At 54.8% G+C, this 12,799-nt stretch carries 12 protein-coding genes and 1 pseudogene; 4 read left to right on the forward strand and 9 right to left on the reverse strand.

What is annotated here, in order from left to right; translation table 11 throughout:
• Window positions 1-203: 203 nt before the first annotated feature.
• From NR177_RS16005 to NR177_RS16015, 3 genes are all read right to left on the reverse strand, one after another.
• Complete coding sequence (locus NR177_RS16005) at window positions 204-1,055, reverse strand: MurR/RpiR family transcriptional regulator (RefSeq protein WP_063877569.1); 852 nt, start codon at window positions 1,053-1,055, stop codon at window positions 204-206.
• Between the two features lie 247 nt (window positions 1,056-1,302).
• Complete coding sequence (gene iolE / locus NR177_RS16010) at window positions 1,303-2,199, reverse strand: myo-inosose-2 dehydratase (protein ID WP_256853231.1); 897 nt, start codon at window positions 2,197-2,199, stop codon at window positions 1,303-1,305.
• A gap of 26 nt (window positions 2,200-2,225) precedes the next feature.
• On the reverse strand, window positions 2,226-3,236 hold the full coding sequence (locus tag NR177_RS16015; RefSeq protein WP_145394641.1) for a Gfo/Idh/MocA family protein: 1,011 nt from the start codon (window positions 3,234-3,236) through the stop codon (window positions 2,226-2,228).
• A gap of 620 nt (window positions 3,237-3,856) precedes the next feature.
• Here NR177_RS16015 and iolC point away from each other — a divergent pair.
• Window positions 3,857-5,779 carry a 5-dehydro-2-deoxygluconokinase gene (iolC, locus tag NR177_RS16020; RefSeq protein WP_256853232.1) on the forward strand — a complete coding sequence of 641 codons (1,923 nt, stop codon included), beginning with the start codon at window positions 3,857-3,859 and terminating at the stop codon, window positions 5,777-5,779.
• Window positions 5,780-5,894: 115 nt separating this feature from the next.
• On the opposite strand, the gene NR177_RS16025 is transcribed toward iolC, so the two are convergent.
• Together NR177_RS16025 and NR177_RS16030 are read right to left on the reverse strand one after the other, a co-directional pair.
• On the reverse strand, window positions 5,895-6,449 hold the full coding sequence (locus tag NR177_RS16025) for a DcrB family lipoprotein (RefSeq protein ID WP_063877564.1): 555 nt from the start codon (window positions 6,447-6,449) through the stop codon (window positions 5,895-5,897).
• A gap of 117 nt (window positions 6,450-6,566) precedes the next feature.
• Complete coding sequence (locus NR177_RS16030; protein WP_063877563.1) at window positions 6,567-7,232, reverse strand: 7-cyano-7-deazaguanine/7-aminomethyl-7-deazaguanine transporter; 666 nt, start codon at window positions 7,230-7,232, stop codon at window positions 6,567-6,569.
• 205 nt (window positions 7,233-7,437) lie between these two features.
• Here NR177_RS16030 and tusA point away from each other — a divergent pair, with 205 nt between their 5' ends.
• On the forward strand, window positions 7,438-7,689 hold the full coding sequence (gene tusA, locus NR177_RS16035) for a sulfurtransferase TusA (RefSeq protein ID WP_063877562.1): 252 nt from the start codon (window positions 7,438-7,440) through the stop codon (window positions 7,687-7,689).
• Between the two features lie 26 nt (window positions 7,690-7,715).
• Here tusA and NR177_RS16040 read toward each other — a convergent pair whose 3' ends face one another.
• Together NR177_RS16040 and NR177_RS16045 are read right to left on the reverse strand one after the other, a co-directional pair.
• Complete coding sequence (locus NR177_RS16040) at window positions 7,716-10,001, reverse strand: zinc/cadmium/mercury/lead-transporting ATPase (protein ID WP_256853233.1); 2,286 nt, start codon at window positions 9,999-10,001, stop codon at window positions 7,716-7,718.
• 88 nt (window positions 10,002-10,089) lie between these two features.
• The gene (locus NR177_RS16045) at window positions 10,090-10,719 is read right to left on the reverse strand and encodes a lysoplasmalogenase (RefSeq protein WP_096012677.1); all 630 of its coding nucleotides are present in this window, start codon (window positions 10,717-10,719) and stop codon (window positions 10,090-10,092) included.
• Between the two features lie 151 nt (window positions 10,720-10,870).
• Between NR177_RS16045 and NR177_RS16050 the strand changes: the two genes are divergently transcribed.
• Window positions 10,871-11,227, forward strand: coding sequence for a DUF2500 domain-containing protein (locus NR177_RS16050; RefSeq protein ID WP_063877559.1), 357 nt, complete (start codon window positions 10,871-10,873; stop codon window positions 11,225-11,227).
• Between the two features lie 38 nt (window positions 11,228-11,265).
• On the opposite strand, the gene NR177_RS16055 is transcribed toward NR177_RS16050, so the two are convergent.
• Both NR177_RS16055 and rsmD read right to left on the reverse strand, forming a co-directional pair.
• The gene (locus NR177_RS16055) at window positions 11,266-11,535 is read right to left on the reverse strand and encodes a DUF1145 family protein (RefSeq protein ID WP_013027564.1); all 270 of its coding nucleotides are present in this window, start codon (window positions 11,533-11,535) and stop codon (window positions 11,266-11,268) included.
• Window positions 11,525-12,124 (reverse strand): 16S rRNA (guanine(966)-N(2))-methyltransferase, encoded by a 600-nt coding sequence (rsmD, locus tag NR177_RS16060; protein WP_109717876.1) that lies wholly within the window; start codon window positions 12,122-12,124, stop codon window positions 11,525-11,527. The genes NR177_RS16055 and rsmD overlap by 11 nt, the downstream gene beginning before the upstream one ends.
• Before the next feature lie 234 nt (window positions 12,125-12,358).
• Here rsmD and NR177_RS16065 point away from each other — a divergent pair.
• Window positions 12,359-12,799 (forward strand): annotated as a pseudogene (locus NR177_RS16065) (signal recognition particle-docking protein FtsY); the annotation flags it as partial.

Here is a 12,799-nt window from a genome sequence, read left to right on the forward strand (position 1 = left end):
CGCGGGAGCTGCGAATAAGATCCCGGAAATATGCCGATAAAAAAAAGGCTGGTCACCTTAAGTGACCAGCATTAGCCTGCGGGCTGCCTTTTTTGTGACGCAAAAGGCTGTACGCGCGATGGCAGGATGCGCCCGGCTTTATTCAGGTGGGGTCAGTCGTACAGGTATAACAGGCAAGCCACGCCGTCGCAGACGGCGGCCTGTCAGGAGATTTGACCGGTCTGGGCGTTAGCCAATGCCAGGGACACTGCCAGCGTCTGCGCCAGGCACAGCGAGGCAACCTGAGAGCGGAAGCCGTCGACCTGGGCTTCGCGTACCACAAAGCAGACGTCGCTAAACGCTGCAAGCGGGCTAACCTGGCTGTCGGTAATCGCAATTAAGCTGGCACCCCGTTTCGCCCCCAGTTCCACCACTTCTACGGCTTCCCTGGCATAAGGTGAGCAGCTGATGGCTATCACCACGTCTTTCGGGGTCACAAGATTAAGCTGTTCAGTAAACATGCCGCCCAGTCCGTCAATCAGAAAAGCACGGCGTTCCAGATGGCGCAGGGCATAAACCAAATAGGAGGCGACGCTAAACGAACGGCGCAGGCCGATAACGTAAACGTTCTCGGCCTGATTCAGGAGTTCTACGGTTTTGTTTAACTGCTCAGGACTCACCTGCATCGCCAACTGCTGAAGTGCTTGACTATTAACCATGGTGAACACATTCAGGATTTCGGCTGGGCTTTCGGGTGAGTTGGCGGCATCATCGGCCGCCGTCTGACGGAATAGCCGCGCACGCTCAGTATAGTTAACGGTTTCTTCCATCAGGTGCTGACGAAAAACTTGTTTCATTTCGTTGAACCCGCTAAAGCCAAACGCATTGGCAAAGCGAATCAGGGTAGAGGGCGGTACATCCGCCTGCTGTGCAATGGAGGCCACGGTATCAAAAGCAATACTGTTACTGTTATCAAGAATATAGCGAGCCACCTGCTTCAGACGTTTGCTCAGCGTTTCATAACGGCGGCGAATTTCGTCCTGCAGCTGAGAAAGTTGGGAAGGATTATTGCTCATGAAGTCTGCTCATTTGTGTAACGCGTGGCTGGATAATGGACGATATGATATCAGATGGTTGGAAAATTTCATTTGTTTGTTTTATAGGCGGAATTTATTTCATTAGTTTATGAAATGACTCACAGATTCGTCGTCACTGGCGAAAGCGGCGGTTTCAGCTCTACCGACGTGAAAAGGCTGCGCCCGGAGACAACATTGGGCGCAGCCTGATAACCGTATAACGCGTTGCTCAGGCACCGATACCGGCTTACAGCCCGGTGTTCTCGCGAATATACTTTCTGGCTTTAACCGCGTACTCAAACGGATTGGCCAGCGCGGGGTCCTGCTCGGCCTCAACGACCATCCAGCCTTTATAGCCGTAGTCATCAAGAATTTTGAAAACCGGTTTGAAATCAATGACACCATCGCCCGGTACGGTAAACGTGCCCTTTTTTACCCCATCCAGAAATGACAGATGCTTGTCCCGTACTTCAGCAACAATCTCATCCCGCACATCTTTCAGATGAACGTGAAAAATGCGCGGCAGGTAGGTTTTCAGCACCGTCAGCATGACGTCCTGTGAACCTTCGGAGTAGTAGATGTGGCCGGTGTCATAGAGCAAGCCCACCTCGTCATGGGTTAACGCCATAAAACGATCGATTTCGGCGGGCGTCTGAATAGCCGTACCCATATGATGATGCAGGCAGACACGCATACCTTTGGCGGCCGCGAGCGCGGCCAGCTCGTTATAACCTTCCGCCGTGCGCTGCCACTCATCGTCATTAAAGACAGGCTTATGGTCCAGCACCGCAAGCGCTGTGCCCTGAATACTTTTACTCTGTTCGGAACAGCCGATGACGCGGGCACCCATGTCATAGAGAAAATTCATGTGGGCCGTGAATCCCTCAAGGGTTTCAGCTTTATCCCCCTGAGCAAAGAAAGTGCTGAACCAGGCATTGCAGATCTGAATGCCACGAATGTCGAGCATCGGTTTCAAAATGGCAGGATCGCGTGGGTATTTGCTGCCAACTTCACTGCCGGTAAAGCCTGCCAGCGCCATTTCACTCACGGTTTGCTGAAAGGTGTTTTCACTGCCCAGCTCCGGCATATCGTCATTTGTCCAGCCAATGGGCGCTATCGCCAGCTTAACGTTATCGTTGTTCATCGGTTACCTGCTTATGGCGATAGGGATTAGTTGTAAAATGCCGGACGGGCGGGCATTTCAATAGGTTCAATGGCACCGCTTTTTTGTGCTTTGATACAGGCATCCGCAGCCACCGAGGCAGCAAAGCCATCCCAGGCAGAAGGACCGGTTAACTGGCCCGCTTTCACGTCGTTGATAAACGCCTGCAGCTCGACGTCGTAAGCCTCAATAAAGCGGTCTTTCCAGTCGACTAAAATCGTGTTGGACAGTTTGGCCTGCTTACGCAGCTGCACCGATGAAGGCTCTGGCAGTCTGGCGATACCTTCCTCACCGACAACCTCACACTGGATATCGTAGCCATAGGCACAGTTAACAAAGATTTCCACGTCAATGCGCACGCCTTTCTGCGTTTCAAACAGGACGATTTGTGGATCTTTCAGATGCGAATGGGCTTTGGCGGTGACGCGTGGAAAAACCACCTGCACGCTTTTGTAATCATCACTCGTCAGCCAGCGCAGGACGTCGAGTTCATGAATTAAGGTATTGGTGATGGCCATTTCGGTGTTGTAATTTTCCGGCACCGTCGGGTTACGGTGCGCGCAATGCAGCATCAGCGGCTCGCCGATTTCACCGTCAGTAATCACTTTCTTCAACGCACGGTAACCGGCATCGTAAGGTCGCATAAACCCGACCTGAACCAGCCGCGCGCCATGTTGGATTTCTGCGTCTACCACCCGACGACAGCCTTCTGCGCTCATCGCCAGCGGTTTCTCACAAAAGACCGGCTTACCGGCCGCAATGGCCGCAAGGGTAAATTCTTCATGGGTCGGGTCCCATGAGGTCACCAGCACCGCATCGACATTGGGTGAGTGAATCACGTCAAAGCCATCCTGGTGCACTTCTGCATCAATATTCAGTCGTTGCAGCGCAGCCTTAGCCCCTTCAACGTTGATATCGGATACCGCCACTACCTTTGCCCCTTGTAAGACATTGTTGCAGCGGCGAATGTGTTCCTGACCAATCGCACCTGTTCCAATCACACCAAGTTTCAACGTCATAATTACACCTGTAGGGTTAAATCGGAGATAAGACACATGAGCCGTTAAACGGCCCGGAAATCACGCTTTTTTGGCCTGCGCCAGATGCGTATGCCACATGCCGTGCTCGTTCTTGCCCGGCGGTTTATGCCCATCCGCTGCAACGGGTGAGGCGGAACGGAGAACGCGATCTGGAAAACTGAAATGTCAGTGGATTATAAACAAATGCATTTTTCATAAAACACCATTACAGAAGAAATATTTCATTTTGCGAGTGGGATCAAATTTACATTCCTGAATCATCTGTGGCGAATCAGATAACAGGGGGAACTGGAATGTTTAGTAATAGTTACATATTTTTATGGCGTTTCATTTCATCCCCGCTGTCGCGTCACGAAAGCGAGCGCAAAGCCGCTCGCCTTGTGGCACGGGCATCGCGAGATAAGTTGCCCGGCTGCACGATCGGTCGTCAGGGAATAATAGATTTTTAACTGGTTCACATAATCGCATTGTAAGTTTCATTTTGAATTGAATTTGGAATATTTGTTCCTCATACTGCATTTATCGTTAACCAGACACCTTCAGACCTCGATCCCCAACCTGTCCGCAGTGTCTGCTCATCACAGAAGGAAACCAGAAGTATGAGTACACAACAGAAGCGTCTTGATGTGATTTGTATTGGACGCATCGCCGTCGACTTCTATGGTCAGCAAATTGGCGCGCGGCTGGAGGACACCACGTCCTTCGCCAAATATCTTGGTGGTTCGTCGGGTAATGTCGCTTACGGCACGGCCATTCAGGGGTTGCGATCGGCCATGCTGGCGCGCGTTGGCGATGAGCATAATGGCCGGTTTTTACGTGAGAGCCTGCAACGTGTGGGCTGCAATACGGATGCGCTGATAACCGATAAAAAGCGCCTGACCGCACTGGTCATTCTCGGCATTAAAGATGAAGAGACCTTTCCCCTGATCTTTTATCGCGATAACTGCGCCGATATGGGGCTGGTGCCAGAGGACATTGATGAGGCCTTTATTGCTTCTTCACGCTCAGTGGCGGTCACCGGCACTCACTTATCGCATCCTCAAACGCGTGCCGCCGTGCTGAAAGCGTTGGATTTTGCCCGCAAAAACGGTCTGCGCACGGCGCTGGATATCGACTATCGCCCGGTGCTGTGGGGATTAACCTCGCTGGGTGATGGTGAAACACGTTTCATTGCCTCGTCCGAGGTGACGGCGCAACTGCAGGAGGTCGTCCATTACTTCGATCTTATCGTCGGCACCGAAGAAGAGTTTCATATTGCGGGCGGCAGCACTGACACGCTGACGGCACTCAGACAGGTGCGCGAGGTCAGCCGTGCCACGCTGGTCTGTAAACGGGGCGCAATGGGATGCGTTGTCTTTGAAAACGAGATTCCGGAAAGCTGGGATCAGGTTAAGCTGCACAGCGGCGTACGCGTCGAGGTGTTAAATGTGTTGGGGGCCGGAGACGCGTTTATGTCGGGTCTGCTGCGTGGCTGGCTAAACGATGAGGGCTGGGAGCAGGCCTGTCGTTATGCCAACGCCTGTGGTGCGTTGGTGGTTTCACGCCACGGTTGCGCCCCGGCGATGCCAACCCGAGAGGAACTGGACGATTTCCTGAGCCGTGAAAAGGCGGTAAAACGCCCGGATCTGGATAGCCAACTGACCCACCTGCACCGGGTAACGTCCCGACAGCAAGCCTGGCCTGAGCTCAATATTTTCGCCTTTGACCATCGCAAGCAACTGGTCGATATGGCCCTGGCCGCGGGCGCTGACGTTAGCCGCATTTCGCAGCTCAAGCTTCTGCTGTTGCAGGCCGCAGAGCAGGCGGTAAAGCAGGCGGGCATAGAGATGAAAAGCGGGATTCTGGCCGATACGACCTTTGGTCAAAGGGCGCTTAACGCCATTACCGGCAAGAACAGATGGATCGGGCGGCCGATAGAGCTACCGGGATCGCGCCCCCTGCGTCTTGAACACGGCAATATCGGCACCCAGCTTATTAGCTGGCCGTTAGAGCACGTGGTGAAATGTCTGGTGTTCTATCATCCTCACGACAGTGCAGAACTGCGGGAAGAGCAGGATGCCCTGTTACTGGATGTCTGGAGAAGCTGCAACAAAAGCGGGCACGAACTGCTGCTTGAGGTGATTCTGCCAGACAGCCAGCCGGATCATAATGAAGCCTTTTATCAGATGCTGATGAGCCACTTTTATGGACTGGGGATTAAGCCGGACTGGTGGAAATTACCCCCTCTGTCGACGGCAAGCTGGCAGGCCATTGGCACCCTGATTGAGGAGCAGGACCCTCACTGTCGCGGCATCCTGTTACTTGGGCTGGATGCGCCAGAGGAGAAGCTGAAAGCCGGTTTTGCCGAGGCTGCGCAAGCGCCATGGGTAAAAGGTTTCGCGGTGGGACGCACTATCTTTGCTCAGCCTTCACGCCAGTGGTTGCAGGATGAGATCGGTGACGACGCGCTGGTGACGGCGGTAAAAGAGAATTATCTGCGTTTGATTGAATACTGGCGCATGGCACGCGAGCAGGTGCGATAGCCAAAGCAGGCAGGATGATGAGCGCACCGTGCGGAGTGATATCTTCCGCACGGTGCGTGGCTTAGCGTTCAGGAACAGGCAATAACGCGCAGGGCGGGCAAGCGCCCGTCCGCAATTATTTCAGTGCAATGCTCTTCACTACCGTTTCAGCATCACTTTGTGCCTGCTGCTGATTCTGACCCGGCAGCGTAATCTGCATGGTCATCAGCTTACCGTCCACCTTGGCCAACACGACCGAAGACCATGAAGTCTGGTTGTTAGCTGAAATCACCGTATCCAGCTGCTGTGCGGGTTCGCCGCCCAGCGTCACCGCTTTGTTCGAGACAACCTGTAGCTGCGGATCGCGGTTACGCTGCTGCTGTTCCATACGTTGAGATAAAACATCCAGACCTTCGTTGGTGGGATCACCCGCAATCACGATAATTGCCCGCGCGCCGCTCTCATCAGCATAAACGTGCATGTTGGTACTTTGTGAACCCAGCTTGCCGCTCTTGTCGGACATGCCCGGTGGTAAGGAGAAGCTTAACTTGCCATCCATCAGCGTCACGGTTTGTGCCGACTGACTGGCAGATGCGCCGTTGTCGTTTGCCGCTTCATCTTTCTTTTGGTCACAGGCCGCGAGGCCGAGGACCAGCAAACCAATTCCCGCATATTTCACTAAATTACGCATCAGAATCCCTTTTTAAATTTCCGCTCAGGCGTTTATACAACAGGAATCAGGTTGCAAACGCAACCTGAGTATTGTCAGAAGATTTTAGCGGATTGTCAGGAAAGGCTGAATGGCCGGTTAGCCGAAATGTATCTGTGGCTGAGCCTGGCGTTCGGCCAGACGTTTCAGCGCCGCATTCAGCAACACACCGTAGGCGGGCAGGAAGAACACCATGCAGATCAGCACCTTGAAGCTGTAATCCACCAGGGCGATTTCCACCCAGTGCTGCGCCATAAACGGGTCGGAGCTTTTGTAAAAGGCGATAAAAAAGAACGCCAGCGTATCGCTGATATTTCCTAAAAACATGGCGCAGCCCGGCGCTACCCACCACTGCGGCAAACGGCGCAGGCGATTAAATACGTGCACATCCAAAATCTGGCCCAGTGCATAAGCCATAAAGCTGGCACAGGCGATACGGGCGACAAACAGATTCACCTGTTGCAGTGCCTGCCAGCCTTGCCACTCGCCCTGATAAAACAGGCTGGAAATGGTATAGGAGATAAACAGGGCAGGAACCATCACCGCCAGAATAATCCGTCGTGCAAGCGGCGCACCAAAAATGCGAACGGTCAGATCGGTTGCCAGGAAAATAAACGGGAAGCTAAACGCGCCCCAGGTGGTATGGAAGCCGAACAGGGAAACGGGCAACTGCACCAGATAATTACTGGAGGTAATCACCAACAGGTGAAACAGGGACAGCCAAAGAAGCGCGTAGGTGCGCTGACGCGGTGTAAATGCGAGCATAATAAGCCTTTTTAATGGTGGGGTGAGGGAACCCATTGCCGTGCGTAGAGGATTCAGCGCCCGGCGGTTTCATGAACAAAAAACGGCCGCATCTTACCCTGTTGTGCTATTAATGCAATGGCTAATTTTAACGCAATCGTTACCGCCTTGCGTCAGAGGGCCGACGCGCTAGAATAGGCGCCCGCCAACCTGAATTGAGATCGTCATGAGTGATGTATTTTCTTCCGCCGACCATCAGCTGGATGCTAAAGGCCTGCGCTGTCCCGAACCGGTCATGATGGTGCGCAAAACCGTACGCGGCATGCAGGAGGGGGAAACGCTGCTGATCGTCGCTGACGATCCGGCAACCACGCGGGATATTCCCGGTTTTTGCCGTTTTATGGAACATCGCCTGCTGGCCGCGCAAACGGAAACGCTGCCCTATCAGTTTTTGATCAAGAAAGGGATGGGCGAATAACGGCGGCGTTTGCCGCCGTCAGAGGGTTAATCCCGCGAGCGCAACAGCCGCAACGCGTTCGCCGTGACCAGCGCGGTGGCACCTGAATCAGCCAGTACCGCCAGCCATAATCCGGTCAGACCGAGCAGCGTCGTGACCAGAAACAGTGCCTTAAGCCCCAGTGCAATACCAATATTCTGGCGAATAATGCCCCGGGTACGACGTGCCAACCTGATCATCGGAGCCAGATGGCTAAGCTGATTGCGCGTTAAAGCCGCATCGGCCGCTTCCAGCGCGACATCGGTGCCGTTGCCCATCGCAATGCCCAGCGTTGCCGCCTTCATGGCAGGTGCATCATTGATGCCGTCACCCACCATCGCGACGACCTGCTGCTGACTGAGCTGGCGAACCTTCTCAACTTTGTCGGCAGGTAATAAGCCCGCGTGCCATGCGATATCCAGTTGCTGCGCCACCACGGCTGCCGCACGTGGGTTATCCCCTGTCAGCATAATACTGTTGATGCCAAGCGCTTTTAACGCCTGCAAAGCGGCAGGGGTTTCACTGCGCAGGCGATCGCGCAATGCCAGCGCACCCAGCGCTTTGCCCTCACGCAGCAGGATAACGAGCGTGTCGCCTTGCGCTTCCTGCTCACTAATCAGGCGTTGTTGCTGCGGGTCCAGAAGGCTGACGCGCGCCGGTGCCAGCAGTTCAACGCGCTGGCCTTCAATCTCTGCCCTGATACCGCTTCCGGCCATCGCCTGTTGGTGAGTGGCTGACGGGATAGTCAAGCCTCGGGCCTGTGCGGCGGCCACGATGGCCGTCGCCAGCGGATGCGTTGAACCCTGCTCCACGGCTGCGCCCAGCAGCAGAATCTGTTCTTCAGTGAGATCGCCGAACGGTAAAATTTGGGTTAGCTGCGGTTTACCTTCTGTCAGCGTACCGGTTTTGTCGAACGTAATCGTCTGCACCGTACTCAGGCGCTCCAGTGCCGCGCCACCTTTGATGAGTGCGCCACGACGTGCCGCCGCCGCCAGGCCGGAGGTAATGGCGGCGGGCGTTGAGATCACCAACGCACAGGGACAACCAATCAGGAGTAACGTCAGGCCTTTATAAATCCATGGTAGCCAGGGGCCCGCGCCGAACAGGGGCGGTAACACCATGACCAGCAGGGCCAACAGCATAATCGCTGGCGTGTAAAGTCGACTGAAATGGTCAATAAAACGTTCCACCGGCGCGCGATGGGTTTCCGCTTCCTCAATCAGTTGCAAGATGCGGTCAATGGCACTCTCGCCGGGTTTTGACACCACGTCCAGTTCCACCAGGCGATCCACGCTGGTGGCGCCTGCCAGCACCTTTTCGCCCCGCGAGCGCAGAACCGGCAACGACTCCCCGGTTAAGGCGCTTTCATCGAAACTGGCGCTTTCAGCGACTAAACATCCATCTACCGGCAGACGACCACCGGCGGCAATCTCAATCCGGTCGCCGGGCTGCAGCGCCGCCAGTGGAACCTCAGTGCGAATGCCATTTTGCAGGCGCACGGCTGATTCGGGGCGCAGCGCCATCAACTGGCTCACACCACTGCGTGCGCGGGTTGCCGCATAGGCTTCCAGTCGTTCACCCAGTTGAAACAGCAGCAGGACCATGGCCGCTTCCGCATGAGCGCCAATCAACAGCGCCCCTGCCGATGCCAGGGTCATCAGGGTTTCAATAGTAAAGGCGGAACCCGTTCGCAGGCGTTGCCATGCCTTACGCGCTACCGGAATCAGACCAACCAGCGTGGTCAGAATAAATAATCGATCGCCCCACACAGCACTGACCTGGCTGAGCGCCGTACTGGCTAGCATCAACCCGGCAAGCAGTATCAGGGGGAGACAGGTTTGCCATGGGGATGGCACAGGGGCGGAAACCGATGTTGAGGAGAGCTGGAAGCCGGCTTTTCTGACGGCGTCTTCTATTGCAGACTGAACCGGCGCACGGGCGTCAACGACCAGTTTTTCGCTGGTGAACAGCACGCGGGCCTGAGTAACGTCAGGCAGTTGGCGAACGGCGGTTTCGATGGAGCGGGCGCAACTGGGGCAGTCCATACCGCTGACCAGCCAGCTGAACTGAAAGGCATCAGAGGACCGTCGTCGGTCACCTTCGTCATCGGCTTCGCTGCCGGATGAGCCAGCACACGGGCAGTCACTACCACCACCGTTGCCGTCAGCGGTTTCGGGCGTCGCAGCAATAATAGAGAGAGTGCCGGAACGGACAGGGCGAATCGCACAAAGCGGTTTCGCGGCACGGTGCGTGCCGCAGGGCTTACCGCAGCCACAAGCATGATGTTGATGCATATAACCTCCGGAAGTCGTGGGCAACATGCCCACGGCTTATCTTACACCCGACGGTTTCATCCATCTCCAGATTTATTGTGACGGTTTCTTAGGCGATCCACAGGGAACGGACAATCATAAAGTGACCGGCAAAATAGCAGGCGGCGACGATGGCGCTGTCCGCGCTAAAGCGGCGGCGGTAATGGCTGATAAACCACACAATATTGGCCAGCAGAAGCAGAGCAGAACCGACAAGAATCGAGAAGCTGTAATCGCTCGGGCGGAAAAAATACTGCTCTGTTGCCATCCAGTTCATGACCAGCGTCATACCGATAAGCGTACAGACCGGCCAGCGTAGCGTTTCCAGCTTACTCCACAGCACACCAATCACGACAACCCCGATAATCAAAAAGGTCAGCGGAATAGGCCAGTAGAAACTCATGGTCATGTTGGCGGCAAAGCACAGCGTATAGAGCAGATGCGACAGGAAAAACGCCCCCAGCGCATAGAGCGTTTGCTGCCGTGGCAGCAGCGTCAGCGTATCGCCGATCAGGGTGGCGACCAGTCCGGCCACAATCAGATAGTCAGAGGTGCTACGCGTCGGCGCTTGCCAGGCCAGCCCGACTAACAGCAGTAAGGTGACCGGTTTGAATAACCAGCGTTGCCATTGCGGCCCCCGGTAAGAGGCATCCACATACAGCCAGCCGGAGAAAAGTACAGCGAGAAAGGACCAGAGCATTGCTTCTCCCTTTTTACCAAAAATGGTGACAGTTCCTGAAAAACTCCTATCAGTCTAGGTTACGCCAGCACGATGTGACAATCGGTGAAGTCTGGTTGTATGCTTTAGCACGTAACCTGCACCCTCTGTAACCTGATAAAGCTGGGATAGTATGAAACCACCGCTCCTTTTTATTATTGTACTGGCTGTTATTGCGGTTTTAGCGACCCGCCAGTTCATCAGGCAGCGGCGTGAGGCCGCCGTTAACGATGCTTCGCCGGTACGTACGCTGGCGGTCGAAGTGAAAACCAAACGTGAGTTTTCGGTTTCCAGCCGCCGGTCGCGTGAGCGTGAAGTCATCGCCGGAGACGAAATGCGCTATGAAGCCTGGTTTCATCCGCTGAACGGCGAAAGCGATATCAAAATGCGGGTGAGCGAGGGCGACTACCATTTGATGGACAAGGGCACGGAAGGGGAGCTTACCCTGCAGGGCACGCGTTTTATTCGTTTTACGCCCACCCAGCGTTAACGGCGGGTCTGGTGCCCGCCGTGACGATGTTACTGATATTACTTACGTGGAAAATTTTTTTTCTGCCACGCAACCAGTTCGAAAACGCCAAACAAAAAGACCTTTATCTGGGTGACACGATCGATCGGTGGTGCATCTTTGCCTTGTGTGGTGCGCAGCAGAACCAACTGCAAACCATGCATCAGAATCATAAATATCAGGGCCACATTGATAAACCAGGTCAATGGCTTCGGATAAGGATGAATCAGGTTAAACAGTAAAAAACCCCACACGCACAGCATCAGCAGGCGTCCTAAATTAAGTAACATCGTGTGTCTCCTGTTGGCGCTGATATAAGCGATAGGCCACCTGGCCGGCAATTTTTTCGCGGTAAAGATTCCAGTGCGCCGGAACCGGCGGTGAACCGCGCTCGACTTCACTTTCAACGTAGATGAGTGCATCAGCAGTCAGCCAGCCGTTATTCTCCAGCAGTTGCAGCGTTTGTTCCAGCAGGCCCTGGCGAAAGGGGGGATCGATAAACACGATATGAAAGGGTTTACCGTCCTGAGCCAGCCAGGTGAGGGTGTTTGTCTGCACAACCTTGCCGTTAGCAGCCTGTAGCGTCTGTAAATTTTTTGACAGCTGCTGCGCCACCGGGCGTTCCAGCTCCAGTAAGGTTGCCGATGCGGCAAAACGCGACAAGGCTTCCAGCCCCAGCGCGCCGCTACCGGCAAAGCAGTCCAGGCAGTCGGCCTGTTGAATAGAGGGCGCCAGCCAGTTAAACAGGGTTTCGCGCACTCTGTCGGTAGTCGGCCGGAGCCCGGCGCTGTCCGGCACCGGCAATTTGCGGCCGCGCCACTGTCCGCCAATGATGCGGATTTGGCCTGCACCACCAGTCTTACGGGGAGGTTTTATCATTTTGCTCACAAATCTTCATAATTTGTTGCGTAGTTTAACGGGCGAAACGATGAGAAGAAACGTTAAAAAAGGGTGCTGTGGTGAGCTGGCTGGAAAGTGTTAGACTACAGCGTTGCTGCTGTTATGCATAATTCTGCGGTTTGACGCTCATCTGGCGTTTATCACCCATTACTGTTTTTAACCCTGGGTACATTGTGCTACCGGGATGAAGCCATCGAGGAGTGTGGTTACACAATGGCAAAAGAGAAAAAACGAGGCTTTTTTTCCTGGCTGGGATTTGGCAAAGAAGAAGAGAAACAATCCTCAACGGAAGAGCAGACATCACAGACTGCACAATCGGAAGTCCAGCAGCCAGAACAGGAAGCCCCGGCAATAAGTCAGGCGGAAAACCATGCGGAAGAGACCGTTGCAACCCCTGAACACGTCGTTGAACCGCAACGCCCCCTCGCTCCCGGCGCCACAGTAGAGCCGACGCCCCCTGCGTCAGCCGCTGAACGTGCGTTGACTCAGCAGGAGGGCGGGATAGCACCGGCGAAAACCACTGAGCCTGCGCCCGTTCCCGCAGAAGATGATGCACCGCTGAGCGACGATGAACTGGCCGCGCTGGCGCTGGCCGATGCGGATATCGTGGAGGTTACGCCTCACGAACCTGAAACTGTGGCGTCAGAACCTGCC

Source organism: Pantoea sp. Fr+CA_20 (genome assembly GCF_024520835.1).
Taxonomy (GTDB): Bacteria; Pseudomonadota; Gammaproteobacteria; order Enterobacterales; family Enterobacteriaceae; genus Pantoea; species Pantoea allii.